At 45.6% G+C, this 22,144-nt stretch carries 16 protein-coding genes and 1 pseudogene; 3 read left to right on the top strand and 14 right to left on the bottom strand.

Annotated elements, in window-relative coordinates; all coding sequences use genetic code 11:
* Positions 1–222: 222 nt before the first annotated feature.
* Genes Q0C11_RS10515 through Q0C11_RS10495 form a run of 5 tightly spaced genes read right to left on the bottom strand, consistent with a single transcriptional unit; the run spans position 223 to position 5,784 of the window.
* Positions 223–2,361, bottom strand: coding sequence for an FAD-dependent oxidoreductase (locus Q0C11_RS10515; protein ID WP_293007735.1), 2,139 nt, complete (start codon positions 2,359–2,361; stop codon positions 223–225).
* Between the two features lie 47 nt (positions 2,362–2,408).
* Positions 2,409–3,254, bottom strand: a complete 846-nt coding sequence (locus tag Q0C11_RS10510; RefSeq protein ID WP_293007733.1) for a phosphate ABC transporter ATP-binding protein — start codon at positions 3,252–3,254, stop codon at positions 2,409–2,411.
* The gene (pstA, locus tag Q0C11_RS10505; protein WP_293007731.1) at positions 3,251–4,117 is read right to left on the bottom strand and encodes a phosphate ABC transporter permease PstA; all 867 of its coding nucleotides are present in this window, start codon (positions 4,115–4,117) and stop codon (positions 3,251–3,253) included. Before pstA ends, Q0C11_RS10510 begins: the two co-directional genes overlap by 4 nt.
* The gene (gene pstC, locus Q0C11_RS10500; RefSeq protein ID WP_293007729.1) at positions 4,110–4,988 is read right to left on the bottom strand and encodes a phosphate ABC transporter permease subunit PstC; all 879 of its coding nucleotides are present in this window, start codon (positions 4,986–4,988) and stop codon (positions 4,110–4,112) included. The genes pstA and pstC overlap by 8 nt, the downstream gene beginning before the upstream one ends.
* Complete coding sequence (locus tag Q0C11_RS10495; RefSeq protein ID WP_293007727.1) at positions 4,942–5,784, bottom strand: phosphate ABC transporter substrate-binding protein; 843 nt, start codon at positions 5,782–5,784, stop codon at positions 4,942–4,944. The genes pstC and Q0C11_RS10495 overlap by 47 nt, the downstream gene beginning before the upstream one ends.
* Before the next feature lie 426 nt (positions 5,785–6,210).
* Between Q0C11_RS10495 and Q0C11_RS10490 the strand changes: the two genes are divergently transcribed.
* The 3 genes from Q0C11_RS10490 (at position 6,211) to Q0C11_RS10480 (ending at position 8,525) form a co-directional block, all read left to right on the top strand.
* Positions 6,211–7,218, top strand: a complete 1,008-nt coding sequence (locus Q0C11_RS10490) for an NAD(P)-dependent alcohol dehydrogenase (RefSeq protein ID WP_293007725.1) — start codon at positions 6,211–6,213, stop codon at positions 7,216–7,218.
* A gap of 130 nt (positions 7,219–7,348) precedes the next feature.
* Positions 7,349–8,053 (top strand): Crp/Fnr family transcriptional regulator, encoded by a 705-nt coding sequence (locus Q0C11_RS10485; protein WP_293007723.1) that lies wholly within the window; start codon positions 7,349–7,351, stop codon positions 8,051–8,053.
* 112 nt (positions 8,054–8,165) lie between these two features.
* Positions 8,166–8,525 carry a hypothetical protein gene (locus Q0C11_RS10480; RefSeq protein WP_293007721.1) on the top strand — a complete coding sequence of 120 codons (360 nt, stop codon included), beginning with the start codon at positions 8,166–8,168 and terminating at the stop codon, positions 8,523–8,525.
* 46 nt (positions 8,526–8,571) lie between these two features.
* Here Q0C11_RS10480 and Q0C11_RS10475 read toward each other — a convergent pair whose 3' ends face one another.
* The 9 genes and pseudogenes from Q0C11_RS10475 to Q0C11_RS10435 all read right to left on the bottom strand — a co-directional run.
* Positions 8,572–8,925 carry a DsrE family protein gene (locus Q0C11_RS10475; RefSeq protein ID WP_293007719.1) on the bottom strand — a complete coding sequence of 118 codons (354 nt, stop codon included), beginning with the start codon at positions 8,923–8,925 and terminating at the stop codon, positions 8,572–8,574.
* Between the two features lie 157 nt (positions 8,926–9,082).
* Positions 9,083–9,679 (bottom strand): hypothetical protein, encoded by a 597-nt coding sequence (locus tag Q0C11_RS10470; RefSeq protein WP_293007717.1) that lies wholly within the window; start codon positions 9,677–9,679, stop codon positions 9,083–9,085.
* A 204-nt stretch (positions 9,680–9,883) separates the two neighbouring features.
* Positions 9,884–10,260: pseudogene (locus Q0C11_RS10465) on the bottom strand (transposase); the annotation flags it as partial.
* Between the two features lie 59 nt (positions 10,261–10,319).
* Entirely contained in the window at positions 10,320–11,624 is a 1,305-nt protein-coding gene (locus Q0C11_RS10460) for a multiheme c-type cytochrome (protein ID WP_293007715.1), read from the bottom strand.
* Positions 11,625–11,628: 4 nt separating this feature from the next.
* Positions 11,629–15,357 carry a hypothetical protein gene (locus Q0C11_RS10455; RefSeq protein WP_293007713.1) on the bottom strand — a complete coding sequence of 1,243 codons (3,729 nt, stop codon included), beginning with the start codon at positions 15,355–15,357 and terminating at the stop codon, positions 11,629–11,631.
* 2 nt (positions 15,358–15,359) lie between these two features.
* Positions 15,360–17,120: a hypothetical protein gene (locus tag Q0C11_RS10450; RefSeq protein WP_293007712.1), complete on the bottom strand. Its 1,761-nt coding sequence runs from the start codon at positions 17,118–17,120 to the stop codon at positions 15,360–15,362.
* A gap of 7 nt (positions 17,121–17,127) precedes the next feature.
* A complete protein-coding gene (locus Q0C11_RS10445) occupies positions 17,128–18,894 on the bottom strand; it encodes an FHA domain-containing protein (protein WP_293007710.1) in 1,767 nt (588 codons plus the stop codon).
* Positions 18,895–18,898: 4 nt separating this feature from the next.
* On the bottom strand, positions 18,899–19,789 hold the full coding sequence (locus Q0C11_RS10440) for a hypothetical protein (protein ID WP_293007708.1): 891 nt from the start codon (positions 19,787–19,789) through the stop codon (positions 18,899–18,901).
* A 21-nt stretch (positions 19,790–19,810) separates the two neighbouring features.
* The coding region (locus Q0C11_RS10435) for a cyclic nucleotide-binding domain-containing protein (protein ID WP_293007706.1) at positions 19,811–22,144 on the bottom strand (2,334 nt) is incomplete at its 5' end.

The raw sequence follows: 22,144 nt of genomic DNA, 5'->3' as shown, positions 1-22,144 counted from the left end.
GAATCATAGTGCACGGTTTTTGGTGTTAATTCACATATTTAAGTGCACTATTCTACCAAAATATACACTATTATTCAATTCAATCAGTTATTTATGATTTTTGAGTAAGCTCTAAGTAATACTCTGCGATCCCGACCAATACATATCCGAAGCTCGACTGGCTATCAAAGAAGATGACGATGAAATCAATATATCAATATCTTTTTTTCAACATCAATCCTCTCAACCTTTTAACCGCTGTTTGGCATGATACTTCTCCACCCATGTCAGCAACCACTTCGGTGCGTGCGCCCGCTTCCATTCTCCCGCCACATATTTATTGGCCTCCGACCAGGTTGGATAGGTATGAATAGTACCCAAGATCTTGTTTAAACCCAGGCCGTGCTTCATCGCCAACACAAATTCCGCCAATAAATCGCTGGCATGAACGCTCACGATGCAGACGCCGAGAATACGATCCTTGCCCTGCGCGGTCAGCACTTTTACAAAACCATGCGCGGCTTCGTCAGCGATTGCGCGGTCCAACTCCTGCAAATTAAAGCGTGAGACTTCGTAAGCAATGCCGCGTTGCTTCGCTTCATTTTCAGACAGCCCGACGCGCGCAACCTCCGGATCAGTGAAGGTCGTCCACGGAATCACCGAATAATCGGCCTTGAAACGTTTGATGCTGCCAAACAATGCATTGACCGATGCATACCACGCTTGGTGTGCAGCCGTATGGGTGAATTGATACGGCCCGGCCACATCACCACAGGCGTAAATATTGGGGTAAATAGTTTGCAACCAAGCATTGGTTTCAATAGTATGCTGAGAAGACACTGAAATACCAATCTCCTCCAACCCAAAACCTTCGGTACGCGCCGTTCGCCCAACGGCACATAACAATGCATCAAACGGCAATTTCATTTCTTCGCCATTTTGACTACGCACTACTAAATACTGTGTATCACCTTCTTTTTCGCAGCACAGTGTTTCGGTCTGCGTCAGAATCGACACGCCGTCCGCTTGCAATACTGCTTTAATCAACTCCGTCGCGTCAGCATCTTCGCGCGGCAACAAATCACTGCGCACGATCTGCGTCACCTGGCAATCTAACCGGGCAAATGCTTGCGCCAGCTCGCAGCCTATCGGCCCGCCGCCCAACACAATCAGGCGTTCCGGCCGTTCAGTTAGCAACCAGAGGGTATCGGAGGTGTAATAGCACACGGATTCCAGTCCTGGAATTTTCGGCACAATCGGATGCGCACCGGTGGCAATGACAATGGCGCGTGTTGTCAGGATTTGTCCGTTGATCTCCACCGACCACGGTGAAGTAATTCGAGCTTTACCATGCAATACCTCGACGCCTAATTGGGTATAACGCTCAATTGAATCGTGCGGCTCAACCGTTTTGACCACACGCTGAACACGCGCCATCACATCGGAAAAATCATATTTCACATCGACCTGCTGAATGCCAAGTGATGTGGCATTTCTCGTTTGCTGTAAGAAAGTAGCGGTACGAATCAAAGCTTTCGATGGAACGCAGCCATAATTTAAGCAATCGCCACCCATTTTATGGCTTTCGATCAACGTCACTTGGGCACGCGTAGCTGCGGCAATATACGCGCTTACCAATCCGGCGGCACCGGCACCGATCACGACCAAATTTCTGTCGAAATGTGCAGGTTTAGGCCAGCGTGCGTATAGCCGCCGCGCTTTAATCAATCCGATGGCCCAGCGAGCCAGCCATGGAAACAGCGCCAGCGCAGTAAATGAAATGATCAACGCTGGCGACATCACATCCGACATCTGTGTAATCGCCGCCAACTGCGTACCTGCGTTGACATACACAGCTGTTCCGGCAAACATCCCAACCAAGCTGACCCAGAAATAGGTCATGCTGGGCAGCGTGGTCAATCCCATCAGCAAATTGATCAAAAAGAACGGAAAAATCGGTGCCAACCGCAGGGAAAATAAATAGAATACGCCATCCCGCTCCAGACCTTTGTTGATCGTTCCTAAACGATCGCCAAAACGGCGTTGCACGGCACCACGCAAGACATAGCGCGCGACCCAGAACGCCAGCGTGGCACCGATCGTGGCCGAAACCAATACCACCGGCACACCAACCCATAATCCGAACATAGCACCACCAGCCAATGTCATGACCGTTGCGCCAGGAAATGATAGAGCGGCCATCACGATATAGATCGCCGAAAAAACACTGATCACAAAAAGCGGTTCTGCCTGATAGGCCTGTTGCAACGCTTCATGCTGAGCTTTGAGCATTTCAAGCGTAAAAAAGCGCCCCAAGTCAAAAACGAAAAATAACACCATAAGCAAGCCCAGCAGAATCACTACCCACCAACGATGTCTCATATTCTTCCTTTTCTAATACTACCTACGTTATCTGCATTCCTTTCGAATTAACCTCTTACGCCATTTATATAAGCAGCCGTCAGCTCGTGGCTGGGTGATTCAAAGATATGCTGGCAGCGGCCAAATTCGATCAGCTGACCGGCGCGTCCACTGACCCAGAAAAAAGCCGCATAATTGGCGATACGTCTTGCTTGCGCAAGATTGTGCGTAACGATGACAATGGTATAACGGCCGCGCAAACGGCAGATCAGGTCTTCCACGATCCCGGAAGCAAGCGGATCAAGCGCACTGCAGGGTTCATCCATCAACAAAATCTGTGGCTTCAACGCTAGCGCGCGTGCAATGCAAAGGCGTTGTTGCTGCCCACCGGACAAGCTGAGTGCGGAAGCATCCAGGCGATCATGAACCTCATCCCATAAACCGACATCTCGCAGCACATGCTCAGTAATTGACGCTACTTCTGTTTTTTGGGTGATGCCATGTTCATTGAGTGGTAGCGAAAGGTTGCGGCGGATGGAAAGCGGAAAAGGCGTGGGTTTCTGGAACACCATTCCGACCTGGCGGCGCAAGGTCTGCGCATGCGTGTCAGGATGATGAATATCCTGATCGTGCACCAGAATCTTCCCTGTCACATTGCAACCAGGTATCAGATCTGTCAGGCGGTTAATTGCAGAAAGAAAGCTGGTTTTCCCGCAACCGGAGGGCCCAATTAATGCAGTAATACAGCCTTGATAAATATCCAGCGTCACCTTATCCAAAGCGGCCTTGCCGTCATACAGCAAGGACAGATTTCTTACCTGAATCGCGGGTTGCGGATCACAACAAGCTGGGCCCGCCTCGAGCGGCCCCAGGGTAAAAGTATCCAATTTATCAGTGCATTGACTGGAATTCATGTCATGATCTTCCTGCGTTGCAGACCATGGGCAAATTTCATGGCCAGAATATTAATGCATAATAACAGACTGACCAGCACCAGTGCTGAGGCATAAGCTGGCATATCACCACCGGGCACGTTCATGGATAAATCGAAAATATGCAACGCCAAGGCACGTCCCGAATCCAGCAAGGAATCCGGCATGCGGTCTACATAACCGCTGGTAAACAGTAAAGCCGCCGTCTCCGCCAATGCACGCCCTATCCCTAACAGAAGTCCTGCGGCCAAAACCGGCGCGGCAGCGGGAAGTATCAAATGAACCAGTGCTGCGGTGCGCGTCAAACCCAAAGCAGATGCTGACATGCGGTAAGCATTTGGCACGGTGCGAAGCCCTGCCTCTGCAGTGCTCGCTAGAATCGGCAATAACATGCACGCCAGCGTCAAACCACCCGACAAAATAGAAAAACCCAATCCCAGATAAACACTAAAGAAAGCATTTCCAAACAGCCCGAAAACAATCGAAGGTACTCCCGCCAACACATGCAGACTGAATCGCACTGCTTTACCGAAAGCACTGTCAACCGCAACAAATTCCGCCAGCAGTATCGCAGTGGTCCATGCAATCGGCACTGCTGTCAACACTGCCACCAACAAGATTAGTAGCGTGGAAACCAATATGGATGCAATACCCCCTGCCCGCCCAGCATCGCGCGGAGATTCCGTCAAAAATTCCCAGGAAAGATGAGCAAAGCCGCCTCGCACTAGATCAGCCAATATCCATATAAAAACCGCGCTGATCAGTAAAACTGATGCATAAATCAAAAACTGCACAATACGATCGCGTAAAACTTGCCATGTATGAATAGGCATTGTTTCACGCATGACGCTGCTTCTCCAGCAATCCAGCCATACCCGATAGCACCATGACCAACAACATCAGAAGTAGCCCTGACACAAACAGAACAGCACGGTGGTCCCCCATGGCATATGCGGTTTCCAGTGCAATGTTGGCTGCCAGTGTACGCACTGGATCAAACAATGTTTCCGGGTATTGCACCACATTACCTGCCACCATTAACACTGCCATGGTTTCACCGAGGGCACGCGCCGCTGCCAGAATAATTCCGGCGGCAATTCCGGTTTTTGCGGCTGGCAATGCAACACCTTTGATCATCCCCCAGCGTGATAAACCCAGCGCAGCCGCATTACGCAGCAACTCCTCCGGCACTGCCGCCAGCGCTGTATAAGCAGTCAAGGTTACTGTTGGCAGAATCATCATTGTCAACACCAGTATTGCAGCCAACAGACTGGCACCGGGTGGATTCCACTGATTGATCAGCGGCACCAGGGTCGTCAATCCCCAGAACCCAAAAACCACAGAGGGGATTCCGGACAGCAACTCAATTAAGCGCTTATAAAGCGTTGCCAGATGTATTGGCGCATAAAATACGATAAATAATGCGGATGCCAAGCTCAATGGGATGGTCAGCAGTAACGCTCCAACACTTGTCAGCACCGTACCTGACAGCATGGGCATTAAATTGTAGGCGCCTTCCAGCGGATGCCAGGACGCATCGTCGATGAAACGCACAATGGATAACTTTGATAAAACAGGCCAGGATTCATCCACCAGGAAAAACAGAATGAGCAGCATCACCAGTGCTGCAAGCATTGCGCCTGCACGCAGAATACCAATTAGCAGCTTGTCAATCAGTATTAACCGGAACAAAGTATTGCGCTCTGACAAGATCATGCACCTGCGATGAACGGGCAAATTCGATAAACTGCTGTACCCAACCATGCGGCTCGTTGGAAGTTACCAAATTCAACGAACGCGACAACGGAAAAATATCTTGCCGGACATTCTCCACCGAAGCTTCCACGCCGTCTAATGACAATAACCGGATAGGCGCACCGCGCTGCGCCTCAAATTCAACTGCACCGATTGATACGTAGCCGATCGCATGTGGATTACCAAGCACCGTTTTGATACCCTGCGCATTATCACCGATAATGATGTGCGGTTTGATCTCACTATTTTTAAGCTGCAAATAGTCTAAAAACAATTCCAGTGTAGATCGCCCTTCCGCTTTATTAACGACGGTGATGCGGGCATCCGCACCACCCACGACATTCCAACGCGTAATCCTGCCGGTATATATACCTGCAATCTGTTCCCGGCTCAGTGTTCTGACCGGATTATCAGCATGCACGATGATGCTGACGCCATCTTGTGCGATCACAAACGCATGCAGATCTGCCTCATCCGCTTTCAATGCGCGCGACACCATGCCGATTGCCGCAATTCCTTTACGCACATCATGAATGCCACGTGCAGAACCGCCTGTCTGTACATCGATGCGCACCCCTGGATACAACGATTCAAATCGCCGTGCGATTTCGCCGACCAAAGGCGCTATGGTACTTGATCCGGTTAAAACTAAACGCTGCGTGGCGGCTTTTGTTTGCGCTTGCAATGATGAGGTACAAGCTATCCCAATAATAATAAAAAACCAGTAGGCTAATAGCAATTGTAAATTTTTTGGCATTCCAATTTTTTCACTCGGTTTTTTGTCGCTCACTTTCTATCATTCAATGACATGGATTACTGTCCATTTTGCAGTAAAACCAAATATCGCCAACCATGGCAGTTACTGCTGCACCGGCATTATCAGTATCGGTCATAAACACCACGGCATCAACCAATTACTTCCAATTGGTTGATTATTCGACCACACATAGTTGATAGCTCGCACACGCCAAAACAATGCAATAGGCAAGAAATCAGTATGCAGCCAAGCAGCGTAAAGCGGTTAACTTGTTAGCAATCTACTTTCTTCCCCTTCCCGTTATGTGCGGGTTGTCACCTTTCTTTTCATAAGAATAGTAATATGTACTGGATATATCCGAGGCAAAAAAAGATTGGTCAGCCCAATCCCAACAAAGTACCTGCTTAACAATAAGAGGAGCCTGAAATGAGTACAGTTCTTGCATATGCAGCCAGTAAAGCCAATGGTGCCTTAGAACCCTTTGAGTATAAGCTAGGACCAATTGGCCCAGAAGAAGTAGATATCACAGTGGAGTCCTGTGGCATCTGTCACAGCGATCTTAGTATGCTCGATGATGCATGGGGTATAACACGATTCCCCTTAGTTCCGGGACACGAAGTGATAGGAAAGATCTCAAGAATCGGTGACCAGGTTTCACATTTCTCAGTGGGTGATCGGGTCGGCTTGGGCTGGCATGCAGGATACTGCATGACTTGCAACCAGTGTCTCGGCGGACACCACAATTTATGTTCAAATGCTGAATCCACAATTGTCGGTCGTCACGGTGGGTTTGCCGATACAGTCCGCGCGCATAGCACGAGTGTTGCCAAACTACCTGACGCCCTGAACGCCAAGATCGCAGGCCCATTACTCTGCGGCGGAATAACGGTGTTTAATCCCTTGGTGCAGTTCGGTATTTCTCCAACAGACAACGTTGGCGTCATCGGGATTGGCGGCTTAGGACACTTGGCTATCAAGTTTGCGCGAGCTTGGGGCTGTCATGTCACTGCCTTTACCTCAGAAGGGGCGAAAGAGCAAGAAGCCCTGGATTTTGGAGCTCACGACACGGTCAATTCGCGTAAACCGGGAGCCATCAAAGATGCTACAGGCCGTTTTGATTTGTTGCTCTCGACCGTCAACGTCAAGCTTGATTGGAATAGCTATATTAGTTTGCTCAAACCGCGCGGTCGATTACACATGTTAGGTGCAGTCACAGACCCTTTGGATCTGAACCTTATTCCAATGATGTTTGGCCAATTGTCAGTTAGTTCATCGCCGGTCGGCAGCCCCGCAACGATCCGTAAAATGCTTGAGTTTGCTGCACGTCATGATGTGGCACCAGTGACCGAGCATTATCCGATGAATAAAGTCAACGATGCCATACAACACCTTCGTTCTGGTAAGGCGAGATATCGAATAGTATTAGATCGGTAGCAAATTCGCCTAAAACGTGAGACGTCAACTATAAACTACTTTGGATTTTGCAATATTCCATGACTGAAACAGGAAGAGAGAACGTAAAAAAACGGTGGCGTCTTGATCAGACCTCAATACAGAGCACAACATGAATGAGATGGAGCTATCAATGACATTAATAGAGAACAATCTTAAGTCAAATTTGATCAATGCATTTTTCGAATGCGATTTAAAACAATTACAAAAAGATTATCCCTCCATCAAAGAAATCAATGTTTCGAACAAAGCTTTTCTTTACCGCCAGGGCGATCGTTGTTCGGATGTCTTTTGGTTAAAAAGTGGCATCGTCAAACTCTCCCATATAACAGAAGCTGGAATTGAAATTACTATTACTATTCTTGGGAAAGGAGGCGTCCTTGGTTGCTTATGGAACAATTCTGCCAGCCCAGAAGTAGAAGAGACTGTACAGGCATTGGGAGAAGTTGATTTCTATCGTATGGCAAAAAGTGATTTCAGAACATTAATGTCTCATCAAACAGAGTTGGCATGGCATGTTTTTGAGGAGATATATGCTCGCAAGCAAAAAATCGAACGCAAGCTTCGAGCTGTTCTGACACAACCCGTTGAAACTCGTGTCATAGCAACATTATTGGAATTAGCTGAAATATTTGGAATAAAGTGTACTCATGGATACGCATTGGAAATTCATTTAACCCAACAAGAAGTGGCAGATTTAGTAGGCGCCAGTCGTTCGGTGGTAAGCACAATCTTAAATGATTTCAGGAACCGTGGAATACTGGACTATACACGCGAACAGATTTGCATTAATGATGCTGCGTTCATTAATCTTTAAGTGGCAATTACATTTGTGTTTTCTAGCTAACAGACTTTAGTAGTAGAACTGTATTACTGTACTGAAGGTGGTGACTATGGAGTGACCACAAATTAATACAAGGAGAATTCACATGAAAGTAATTTCACCCCGCATGCACGGTTATCTTGATTTTCTGACCGTCATTATTTTCTTACTCGCCCCTACACTATTAGGATTAAGTCAGCTACCAGCCATGCTTGCCTACAGTCTGGCTGCAGTCCACTTGATGGTTACACTGGCTTCTGATTTTCCTTTTGGGGTAGTTAAGCTAATTCCATTTACCATTCACGGTTGGATTGAGCGCCTCGTTGGCCCTTCGCTAATCGCCCTACCCTTTATCCTAGGTTTTGCAGATGAAGAAACCGCAAGGAATTTTTATATCGCAATGGGTGTTGTTATTATCGGGGTTGGCATACTTACTGATTATAAAGATGCGGCAAAACCCCAATGATGATGGAAAATTAGACACTTAGTAATGGGCTTTATACAGATGATCATTAAAAACTGATGAATTTTGCATCTGGCCGAGATACATGTTGGTGCAGGTCATTCATGCCACCAAAAATCGCATTCTGCACCAACATACTTTCTTGTATGGAACGCACTTCAGCGCATGGCTTACACACAATAACCTGTGCGTTTGGATTGGCAAATATTTCTGCAAACTTTGAGGGTGGTCCGAAAGGAATCATTTTTTGATAGGCTCCATCAAGTGCGATCGTGACCGCATCATGAAATAACATAATCATTACTGTATCCCCTGCCTCCAAAGCGGAAGCTCCAAAGACGAATGGTAGTGCAGCGCGCGTAACATCTGTTGAACCCCAAGTAGTAGAAATAACGTAGTGCATGCAATCTCCTAATTTAATTTGAGTATCTTTAGAAAAACGCCTATTTTAAACCCTAGTTACAAGCTATTTTAATTTACTAAATTTAGCTGTTGCAGTTGGTGTTTGAATCCGGCTGTTGTTTAACATAGTACAGTTTAAACCACACCGTGAGAAAAAATTACGGTTTTTCAGTAGGATTGGTTTTTTCCAACTGATGGCGGAACTCATCCAATTGCCGTATAAGTTGATCACTAAAGGATCTAATTTGATTTTCAAAAAACGGTATTTGCTCCTCCATCTTCTTGTTGATGACATCGCCAATTGCCCGCAAGCTATTAATGACCTCTCCGAAAGGCAGGATTGATAGATTACTGAGGGTTTGTCGATAATCAATTTTCCATGCATCGTTTTCTTTTAATAAAACGGTATCAAAAGATAAGAGCTTATTGCTTTCGGGATTTTTCAACGTTATGACAGTTGCAACCTTCGCAGTGAGGCCATCAATCACGATCACGCCAGTTTCTAGTGACGCTCCCATAATATTTTCTTGTTTAGTCACAAGATATTGAGTCTCCAAGGTCGTGTATTTTTTGGCGGACGCAAGATCACCATTCGCCATCGCTTTCCAAAATGTTGTGGTGGCTTGTTCGGGGGTTAATATCGTCTGACAACCGCTGAGTATGAGTAATAGACTGAGAATTCCTGCCAATCTTGATACTCTATGTTTTGTGTAATTCTGGTACAAAATCTGTAACATGTCTTTATAGGCCATCATTGAAACCTCCAGGTTACTCAAACTATAATCATAATCGTACAATTTCATCGTATGCATGCTCCTCAAATATTTTAGAACATCGTGTCCTGTGCGAATTACTATTTTTAAGCTGTCAATCAGTATATGGACTTCTCCTGATCAATTCGTTTTGCTACGCAATCGCCAATTGAATTCCTGCTAACCTTGCTTTCCTTGTCAGCGACACTATGCTGCCACCCGATACGTTTCGCCACGACTCAATATCGACCAAGCAATTCGTGCATTTTGTTTGCCAGCGCCACAGTTCCAGTATTCTTATTACGCCGTTCAACCAGAGCCATGACCCAGCGACTGCGTCCGTCTTCTTTGTTTTTGGCTGCATTGAGTGCAGAACGGGCACCGTGAATCAGTAACATGCGCACGTACTTGTCGCCGCGTTTGCTGATTCCTCCAAGCAGAGATTTGCCACCACTGGAGTGCTGACTTGGCGTCAAACCCAGCCATGCTGACATATCTCTTCCTTTGCTAAACTGGTAAGCACAACCAACTGCCGCGACCAATGCACTGACAACGACCGGTCCGATACCTTCAATCTCTAGTAATCCCGGGGCGATTCACTCTCTAATTTTTTGATTTTCTCTTTTATTCCAGGCCGTATCATTTAATTTAATGCTGTTTTCAGCTTTTGGAGTGTGTCCACAAATCGGGCAGGCTGGTAGGTTTCATCATTTTCGACTTGTTTGTACAAATCGTCAATCTGACGTCGAGATTGTTCATTTTTGTTTATATCAATGATGATCAATTCAATCGCCATAACAGCTTGCTCGGCACCGATATAGTCACGAAATGCTCCTTCAATACCCATATTAATTAGGTTGGAAAGTATCTGCTCTTTTTCTGAGTTACCAAGCTCTATGGCAGCCAAATCATGACTCAGCTGATCAACAATACTTGCTAGCTGATGGCTTACCGCCACAATTCGAGAACGATTCTCACCACTGGCTATCTGCAACGCCTCAGACAACTCTATAAGTTTTCTGGCAATTTGCTTATCCACCTGATGGGCGATAACGATAACCATACGGAGGTGCCCATCTGCAATCGGTACGTTGCCGGGTTTGATACGGGCCGAATTCATCCGACGATGCCAGTCTAATTTATGCATGGAATTGTTGTGACAGGAATGACAATCAAAAAGAGCGAGTTCTGGAAAAACCAGAGGTTGAGTAATCAAAGGTCCCTGCAACATACGTAACTGCGATTGTGCTGCAGCGATTTGACCGAATGCCCAGGTCTTGGCATGGGAGGCTATGGGTTTACGTTTCCTGTAATCCTCATCAATCTGAAAATGAGGCGGTTGCAAAGCCTGGAATGTGTCCAGTTCAAAGCTCAACCGAGGGTGTCCAGCACCCATAATCTGGTGAGTTGCAAATTTGTCTTCATTACCATAGTGGCAGGATAAGCAAAGTGCTGCGCGATCTACTAAATTGGCTGTTGGATACATTCCTCGTTTAACATTTTCTAGATGGCTAGTCTCTTTGTTTGCATGGGTGTCGATCCAATTTTCCGATCCACCGTGGCAAGCCTCGCAGCCGACACCGTCAGTTAATTGAAAACCCTCACCCCGTTTCTCTTTGGGGATATAATCCGCATGACAATCCAGACAAATCTTGGCTGTATGCGCATTACGCAACCCGAGCTTTGCTGCAATCGCCTTGGAATCCTTGCTGAGTAGCGTCTCATATGCTTTAGCATGTCTGTCACGTTGAGACCAGGTGACATACTCATTGAGCGCGACTTTATAATTCTTATTGGCCTGGACGGATCCGTGGCAGACAGAAGACGCACAAGTTGCCACGCCCAGATGTTTTTCCGAAGATTGATAAGGCAGTGGTGGAGCACTGCTAACGGCAGTGACTAAAAGCCAACTCAGCACCCCGAAAAATCTGTAAATATTTGGAGACATGTGATTACTCTTGTTTTACAAACCAGGGTTGCTGATTTTTGTCTAAATAAAAGCGTTGCATTTCTTCAAGATTGAGCGGACGAGAACCGAGTCGGCCAAATACCGAGATCTGATGTCCTGTTTCATCAACTCCGCGATCACGATCAAGCCCCTTGGATAATGACAACGCTGGAGATTTAGTCTCATAGTGGGCAATCAACTCCGGTTTTGGTTCAGGGCTAAACCCGTAAAACTTGGGCTGGCTCTCTGGTGAGGTCAGTTGCAGAATTTTGAGTCCACCCGCACCGTCGGCAACATAGGCAAAAAGACTGGCATTGGTGGTCGCGACGATTACGTCGCGAACATCGCGTAATTGCCCATCTGCATTGTATGATTGGTAAAGTTTGATTTGCTCCGGTTTTTCGATATCGACAATCACCAACCCCTCGCTGCCCCCTGCAATATAAGCATAGGTTCGAGCAAGGTAAATTCGATGAGCCTGTTTTAATGGTATGTGGTTGTTTGTCAGCAAATGAGGATGGGCTTTGTCGGTAATCTCGATAACTTTTAAACCCTCACTGTCTGTGACAAACAGATAGCGAAATTGAAGCGCTGATGCGCGACCATCTTTGAGCGCGACGATACTTTCAAGTCGCGGTTTTAGAGGATCATCCAAATTGAGAATTACCAATCCTGCATCAGCAATGATATAAACATAATGACCGCCAATGGTGATATGCCGCGCACCGTTCAATACGCCATTTTCATTCCAGGTCAGTGATCGTTTGAGAAAGTTGTTGCGTAACTCGCCGTCTGAGAGGGTGTTGACATCCGTTAGGATCAATCCTTCTTGGCTGTCAGTGATCAGAGCATAGTTGTATATGGGATGAAACGGTTGTTCCTGGTTCTCCTCACGCATCAATTGACCCTGGTTACGTTCAGGATGAATCGGCTGATTAGTCGGCAGTGCAACACATGTGGCATTTTCAGAGTCGATTCGAGTATTGTGACCTAATGGACTAAAAGGACCGGTGACAATCGGTTGACTGACGCCCTTGTTGCCTATGCTGGCGATATCGAATACCTGCATTCCGTTGCTCCCTTGAGCTGAAAAAAGATACTCTCCGCGAACCTGTACACACGCACTGCGATTTCCTTCATGACGATAGCCCGTCTGCAATTTGCGTTGATTATTCTGGTGACGTTTATACCAATCGGGATAAGCATATTTATGCAGGTAACTGCCAATGACTGCCTGGGGTTCATCCCATTCGGTAACCTGGGCTGCCACAACGCCATTTTCAGTTCCTATCCAAGCATGATAGCCCACAAAATTAATAAAATTGGTACCTTGTAACAAGAGTTGTGCCATGATGGCATTGTTATCGTTTTTTGCGGAAAGATGACAGTCCTCACAGGTCTTGGTTTCGGTTTTACGCGCGGTGTGCGGAAAATGCGGATTGAATGCCTGAGAACTAAATCCACTGGATGAAATAGGTGGCTGCTGGGTATATATTTTTTCTCGATTAGCGTTGGTGGATGACACCACCAGAGCAGAACTGGAACGCACCGGCGCAATGCGTGCACCCTTGATTTTGCCATGGCGACCGAGCATAAACATTTCATCGCGCGCAACCTGAGGATTGTAGGTGGCGAATACCCGAGCTACTGCGCCTTCGTAGTGATGTCCTTCGGTTTTCCAGTTTGCCTCAGACGGCAGGTGACAGCCACCGCAACTCGTTGTCCAGGAGGTGTGGCAGGCATAGCACTCCACGTTATCCTGGCTATGGGCAAGCTGATCTATCGGGACGTCATTTCCCCATTGTTGGGTTTGGGTATTGCGGCTCATTAATTTAGCCCGCGCCGATTTTTCATTGTAGTGCTTTGATGTCTCATCAACACTATCCTTGACCAAGGACACGGTCCATTCCATATCAGGATTGAGGAGTGAGCGCTGAATCAGTTTGTCGTTGCGCCACTCGAAACGTTTGCGTCCATCTGGATTACGTAGCAGCGATAAATCGTTGCCAGTTGGTGGTGCAGCGGGGCCAGATGTTCGCAGCGTCGGATAATCGGCAATGGTGCCATGACAGTCTACGCAATCAATTTCGATGGCTGATGCTACTTCACCATAAATGTGACCATTGCCGTGGTTGTCCTGGGCAAAATGACAATCCACGCAGTGCATTCCTTTTTCCATGTGAATAGAAGTCATGTGGACAGCTTTGTTAAATTTATCCGGATCGTTATCGCCGACAATATGCCCATCTTCATCCAGTAAATTTCCTTTGCGATCACGTTTAAAAATGGCACGAAAATTCCACCCGTGACCGTGGTAATCTGCAAATTGGGTATCCTTGAGCTTAGGATTCATCTCGCTAACTTGGATTAAAAAATCAAGATCGCCCCACTTTCCTCGAGGCGCGGCACCTTCTGGATTGCGATCATTGATGGCCCGAATTTCCTCTGCGCTTGGATATTTCTGATCCTTGGGCCACATGTGAGAGGCATCCGATTCATAATCCCACATGGTATAGCCCATAAAGGTATTCATAAACATATTGGGTTGATGCATGTGACACACGATACATTGGCTGGTGGGAATGGCCCTAGTGAATTGGTGGGTTAAGGGATGCCCCGATACTTCTTTATTAATGGTCGGATCTATGGTTTGACTCTTACCAAGATGACCAAATTCTGCGTAGGGCCCAGAATGTAAAGGATTACGATCATTTGCGTAAACTACGTGACAAGATGCGCAACCGGAATTGCGATAATCTCCAGGCTGATCGTTAGTGCCCATAAACCAGGTAAATGGATCATTCAAGCGTGTTTTATGAATGTTCAATACTGGTACGGCGATACGCCCTCCAGTGCCGGGGCCGCGGTTAGATTGACGGATATCTGGATTGCCGGGTTCGATTAATTGTTGGAAATCTCCGCCAAGATTAGGTAGGCCAGTTTCGGGAAAAAGGTTGTTAGCGGTACGCCCGCCGCGCTCAAATACCCGGAAAACATCACCAGGCTTCACCGTTTCCCAAGTAGGGAGCGGCATCAGTTTTGGAAGTACACCATGTTTAAGTTTTGCTCCCTCAGGATCAGAAAGTAGCGGTCCCTCGATAATGGCAGCTTGCCCATCAAAGGTATAAGCCTCGCCAACTATATAATTCTTAAATGGTAAAATGCCGTTATTATATGACGCGCCGCCCCAGAGCATAACTCCAGTTGACATCATGCTGCGTTTGGTTGCTTCAACAATGGCCAGATGGCAAGCACCGCAGGATTCTTCTGATACCCGATAGTCTGAGGGATTTACAAATCGTATATAATTTGGGTCTTCGCGGTTGAGCAATGTATAGCTACGTTCGGGATTTGCGCTACTGGGAAAATTCCATTTCTCTGGAAACCGGGGCAACACATGCGCACGGTTACGTTGTGCAGCATATTCAGGATGATCCTGTGGCAGATTTTCCGATAAAAATACACTGGCATCACCTCCATGACAATCAACACATCCCAGCTTTACAGCTGGACTGTCGTGCATTGTCTTGCTATCCATTTGCTTATGACAGCTTAAACAACCCTCACTTTTTTCAGTTACTTGTTTCGAGGTCTGAGTATTTGGCGCAGCAGGAAAACGCGGATAGTTCTCATCTGTGTCGTCAATTTTGGCAATTGCCAAAGACGCGGTGCCAATCGAAAGCAGACAGATTAATACGAGAGTTAAGAGTCGGTAAAATTTCTGTACAGTCATATCTAATAGCTCAAAATAATGTTGGAAAAAATTGAAAAGGGTATTTGCCCACCATATATATCTTGATATCCCTTACCTGGGATCAGTGCTGCTGCTGATAAGCTTAGTATCAAATTTTGTGTCGCAAAGGGTCGGTAGATTGCAGTGAGTGAAATATCCTGACCAATGTTTCTGGCGATATTTTCTTTTCCAAGTACTGCTTCAAGCACTGCAGTTTTATCAAACCAAGTTTGGTTTGCTTCTAGTGAAATTCTAAGTTCAGGTAGTACATTGATATCCACGCCGAGTCCTATCATATTGATGCCCGGGTTAGTAAAGTTTGATTGTCCTGGATCAGCTTGCGAACGCAATGCATTAAAAAAAGTATTATTCCTTTTTAAGTTGATTGTATTTCCTAGCAAAGGGAGTCCCTGGCGGTTGAAAAAACCAAAATTCGTTCCTGCGAAAATTGGATTTTCAGAAATTCCATCAAAACCCTGTGCAGTATGATCGAACGGATCATCATCGCCCGAGGCGTACAAAGCAGATAATCGTGGTTTAAGCCAGTCAAAATCTATCGATATTTCACCAGCACCAAAAAGTGCTCTGACGTCGGTATTCCTATCGACGAATATGCCTTTTGATTCTTTTCCGACGACGTAATAAATTGAGGTGGTTAAATTGACGCGTCCGAAACGGCCGTCGCCATTGTATCCTAGGTAGGCGACATCGTAATCATGTTGAGTGTTTTCCTTGAAAGTGGCGAGTTGGCCACGAAAAGAATCATCCGCGATAATACCTGTTCCTTTTTCACGACTTCGGTTATAGGCCACGATGAATTGAGACATAAATCCCAATTTAAATAAATCCTGCCAATACAAATTAGCGAGGAAAACATCGTTATCAGGTAGATCCCTGCTAAGATCATTTTGGTTTTGGTTATTTTTTCTTAGGCGACGGAACCAGGCAAAATTGTATTGAAAGGTATTATTGGCACGGGTACCGAACAGACGTACGCCGAGTTGCTGATCGAGCAGCAGAAAACCACGAAAGTCGCTGGTAAACGGTTGAATTCCGACGCGGATACTGTCGAAATCATAGTGAGCGGAAGCATCACGCAAATACTTCTCGGCATAAAGCGATTGCACCGCAAATGAGCTTTCTTCGTGGACGATACTACCGTTATTGATCTGGTTATAGTTGATCACAGGTGTGAATCGGAATTTATACTCTGGAGGACGAAATACGGTGTCACCCTTGTAGATTACAGTGTCGAAACTGAAGTTCTGGTTAAACAAAAATTGGTTTTCTGGACGAAAAGAAGATTTGCTATCCTGTACATCATTATTGATTACCCGGGTAGTCGGTATATCGCGGACTTCAAGTCTAGAGCTTGATACTGCATTAAGGCTGACAAACCAATCATCACCGAAGACAGGTCTGTCACCCTTCAATGGATTGCTTCCATTATATGGATCCAGCCAATTCACAGGATATCCTAACGATTCGACGATCCGCCAACGATCAGGAACAGGTGTGAGATCAATGAAATCCTCGGCGCGTGGAGTTGATAATCGATTGGGGCGACAAGTCGGGTCTTGGTACTGCATGCGTGGAACGGTGCCAGGTCGGCGTCTCGGTTCAGAAAATTCAGGTTTGGGGCAGATTGATTCAAGCAGATTTTCGGGTTGCTTCGAATCAGCGCCAGCATTGAAAATGATCCCTAGACTGCAAAAGAAAAAAAATCGGATCCATCGATTATTGAGTGACGAGGGCTTTAACACATCAAAATCATTCCTTGTTGTTCATTGGTTTAGATAAATTTTTACTGGCCAATGACTTTTTGGCAACCGTTTGTTGAGCCTTGTCAAGTAATCCCCGGTTTGGCAGATGAAATTTATGGCACATTAGGCAATCAGTCGGGAGCTTATATTTATCCTTATTTCCACCGTGACATTCACGGCAGGTTTCGATTTTTGGTATCAATATATCGCTGCTTTTCTTAGATTCTTTCGCATTCTTATGACAGGTTGCACAAGATACGCCTGTGTGTTTGGCATGATTAAAATTGGCCAAAGGCATCCATTTCTTGTTGAGGGCGACTGGTTTTACATACCATTTTTCAAATTCTTTTTTTCCTGGGATTATAGAAATATGGTGACAATCAATACAAACTCGTTTTTCGATCAGGTCTTGAGCAACTATTAAGGATTGTTTTTCCGCCCAATCCATCGCTTGCTTTCGATCTTCAATACTCAAAGTCTTGTTCTTAACGTTCGGACGTCTCAGTTGATCTTTTGTGATCTGAGAACTTCTCAGAGCATCTTGCCCCAGGTACTGATGACTGAAATATTCTTTTAAGGTATCGAAGAGAGTATTAAGATCACCGTGTGGAACCTGTTTGCTCAAATTATCCTTATCTAGGTCGAGCCTGTGGCATTTAGCGCAGTGTTTTTCCATTTTAATGGGTAGCATCTGACGACCACTGGTATTAGGACGGTGACAATACTTACACTCCAAGAATTTATCCCCGTCGGGAGAACGAATTCCTTTAGGGTTCAAATGTTGTTTATGAGAAAAGTGCAGGTAAGATTCTTCTCGAATTGTTGCCAATGAATTTCGTTCGATACGAACGGCTTCCCAGCGGTTTTTTGTTTCTTCAATAAAGGGCTTGAGCAGCGTTAAGCTGAATTCTGGATGATCGCTGTCAAAGTCAGATACATCAGCTAATTCTGTATCATTTTTCAATTTCTCCAGATTCTGGTGACAATCAACGCAGAAACGTTGATCTGGCTGTACCAAAATACTCGGTTCATTGTGCTCGCGGTGGCAATCAGCGCATCGATTTTCGTGAAAATGTTCTGCATCGTGCGAAGCGATATCAACGTGATGTTGAATATCACTATGACAATCAATACATTCTTGATTCTGAACCATTTTAAATGGTGTTGTGTGACAAGCATTGCAATCTTTTCCAATTATTTGGTGTGACCGATGCAGCGGTCCGGTCAGCCACAGGCTATCATCAGGCAGCAACACATTTTCTCGAAGCAGTTGTTTTACAGAAGGCGAGAATAGACCGGATACAGGGATTATAAAAAATAACAACATGACGCTGACTGCAAGCATCCAAGACCAGAAAGATTTGCTTAAACGGGTTTGCCGAAGGGTGGTGTAATGCAGTGATTCCAGACTGTATCTATTAGCGCCGACAGAATGATCAATTGTTACCACAACAGGGTGATCAGCCCGGGGTTGCTCTATGGTGATTATTGTAGATCCTATGTGAATAGAATCGCCGGGGGTAAGCTGCTTCGATCTGTGCGATTCTCCATTGATTTCAATATCGCCGGATGTCAAAGACTTGGCATAGAGTTGTCCATCATGACTCAAACTAATTGTCGCGTGACAAAGTTCTACCAGGGGTTCGTCAATCTGCACATGTTGATCTGAAGCGCGGCCAATGGTTAATTGTTGAGTTCTAATCTGCAATTGCTGATACGCCTTGTTGCCGCTATCTTTATCTGCCCTAACCTTTTGATGAATTAGAAAATACATGCGGCTACCAATAGATAAAAACGGACGTGATATGTATTATCAAGGCACTTAGCAATGCGAAGGACAGGGGAATATGCAAATATAACCAGAACTGAAGCAGACTTTGGAGCTGTATTTCTTTTTGTAGTTTTCTCAATAAAGCAGCTCTTTTTCCAGTGGTTTCCAATAACTCCTGAAGACAATTAATTTCATCGACATTACTGCTATTAGCTAGTTTAGCTGCAAGAATTTCTATGAGCATTTGTTGGCCTTTGTTATCGACAACCCTGGTCGTGACAGCTGATCCCACCTCATTCGGAATCAGCATCTTGCTACCATCATAAGCGCTCAGTTGCGCCCAAAAACCACCCCCAATTGTACTGCGCCGAATCGCGTCCAATACCAGATAATGGGTATGAGCATCAAGAGCAGTGACGAGACTTAAAGCACGTGTATCCAGATCTTTTAGGTTTTGAAATATGATTTCACGACTCAAGCCATTGCTTTGACGAACAATCAGCTCTGGGTACTTGAGATAAGTGTAGATCCCCCAGCAACCACTGGCGATGACTAGACACATTAGTGCATACGTCAGCGTATGAATATTCCAGCCGAATTGAAAACCGGAGTGTAGTGTGGCTAACAGCAGTAATACGAAACCAAGATAGACATGAGCGGATAACCAACCAGTGACACTGCCAAGAGAAGAGTGATAAGAACGCTTGCGTATACCGAGGCACATTAAAAAAACGATTATTAAAGCGGACAACGTGCCGAGCGTATATCCCAACCAAGTACCGCCATTAGGCGGTTGACGCGGTGAATCCAATACATAGGCAGTGATAGCCACAAACGACAATAACGTTGCATAGACGGCATATCGATAATTTTTATAACTGATAAATGATTGATGCATTGGTATTTGCAATTATCCCAATCAAGATACTGAAGTAACTCTTTTGTTGACTAAGGGCACAACTTGATCTGCATGAATGCGAATGGCTGCACCGGTAGGGCAAGCATTGACGCAGGAAGGGCCGCTTTTCAGATCCTTGCACATATCGCACTTTACAGCTGTTTTATAAGTTACCTGCGGTCGTTTTCCGAGTAAACGGGCGAATAGACTGACGTTTTGTTTTATCTCATCCATCTTTATGGCATCATAGGGGCAGTTTTCCACACAATTTCCGCAACCGATACAGGTGTCGTTATCAATGAATACTTCGCCACTTTCCAGTCTGTGGATTGCGTCGGGTGGGCAATCCTTCATACAGTGGGGATGTTCGCAATGACGGCAGGAAGTCGGAATATGCAATGAATCAAAGGATGGTCCTGCTTTGCGGTCCAGACGTGAAATACCGTGATGCGTTGCGGCACAAGCTGTTTCACAATTGTCGCAGCCTATGCACAATGACTCATCGATAATCAATATGTTAGTTGCCTCTCCAATTCCATGATCCATTAGGAAGGAAAGCGTTTCCCCTCGTTTGGGCTCAGCTTGCATACTGGGATATTGCGCCAACTGATATTGCGTCTCTTGTTGAACTTTTGCGCGAAGTCTCGGATTGTTCAGCAAAAGTTCATTAAAACTGGCGTAATCAATGCTTAGTGCTTCTGTTGTGACCGTGGCTTGTGCAGCCACCATCCGATTACTATTTTTTGATAATCCAATCAGACCAATAAAACTGCCAACGGCACAATAGGCTACAATGACTTCGCCTGCTCCGGTTTTCTTCGACAATGTTATCGAACCTCTCCGTACCAAGTACAAATGACCGCTTGGATCACCTTCGCGGAAAACTATTTCATTGGCAGCAAAGTGATGAATTTTTGTTTGTTTGGCAACGTTTCGAATCACATCTTCGGGGGTATGGGGCATCAGGCGTGTCAGGGAACGAATAATTGAAGTTTTGTTAATTCTATCGTTGACCGATTTTTCCATGCGAATCAGTTTTTTCATCGCGCGCGGCGGTGTTACAAGAAGGATGCAATTCTCTCCTGAAATCACGGTAGTTTGGCGAGGCCGACCTGATATCAAGCTCGATTCTCCAAAGAAAAGCCCTTGTTTTAATGTAAAAATATCATCGGAATCGGTATGTACCCGTACTTCTCCACACAAGACATTGTAAAAATTTGAAGAATAACAACCCTGGGCAAAAATTTCGTCTCCTGGTTCGGGTGCGATAATGTCGCTCGACATTATCAACTCGCGTAGATTTAAAGGATTTATGTCTCGAAACAGTTGCAGATTTTGTGTGATCTGAGTCAGAGCATTCTCAACATCCTCACCACAAGCTAAGATTTCGAGTTTTTCCTGCAAGATTGAATGATCAGATGGCTTGATCGGGTTGCCTAGGATATGTTCAATCGCTTCGTAGCCTTGGTTCATGGCTTGCTTTATCAGTGGATAACCAGCCAATGCTCCGATGAGATAGATTCCTGGTACATTCGATTCATAATGGAGCGATATTTCTGGGAGTGCATCGGGTTGTTCTGAAACATAGCGAATGCCGACAGATTCAACAAATTTTCTTGGAGGAACTGTACCGAGCCTGGTAATAACGCGATGACATTCGAGTGAAATAACGTTATCCGGGGTTTTCAGAACAATCTGACCTGGAAATTTTTGCTCAGCTGTATTTTGATTCACCTCAATAATCGCTGATTCATAGAAACATTCAATCTGCTCGGTATCAATCGCCTTAAGAATACGATTCATATTTGCTTCTTTGGCGCGTGAAAAATCATTTCGGCGATTAATCAAGATAACGCGATTGTGGTGTGAAAGTGAAATCGCATTTTCAATCGCGGAATCGCCCGCGCCAACGATAACTATCGTTTCCTGTTGATAAGCATCGGCTGATTCCAATGTGTTTTGAACAAACGAAAAATCTTCGCCAGGAACATTAAGTTTTCGTGCGTTTCCCTGAACACCAAGTGCAAGAACGATATTTTTTGCGCTGATAAAATCACCAGATTTTAGAGCAATACGAAAGTTATTTTTATCACCATCAATCGAGATTACTTCCGCTTGGTAAAGTATATTGATATCGGTATTGTTGATGCTATGTTCCCAGTTCTTTAGTATAGACTCCCGATCTCCGGCTTCGAATTCAATATCACTGCGCAATGGTAGCTGGTTAGGCTCGGCCATAACATGCTTGCCTTTTTGATACTGTTGAATCGTATTGGCATGCTTGCCAGATGATTCAAGCAGGACGTGAGACATACTTTGCTGCGAGGCTCGTGCTGCAGCACTGATCCCTCCAGG

This window comes from Nitrosomonas sp. (assembly GCF_022842015.1).
Taxonomy (GTDB): domain Bacteria; phylum Pseudomonadota; class Gammaproteobacteria; order Burkholderiales; family Nitrosomonadaceae; genus Nitrosomonas.
This window is presented reverse-complemented; position numbering and strand designations above follow the sequence as displayed.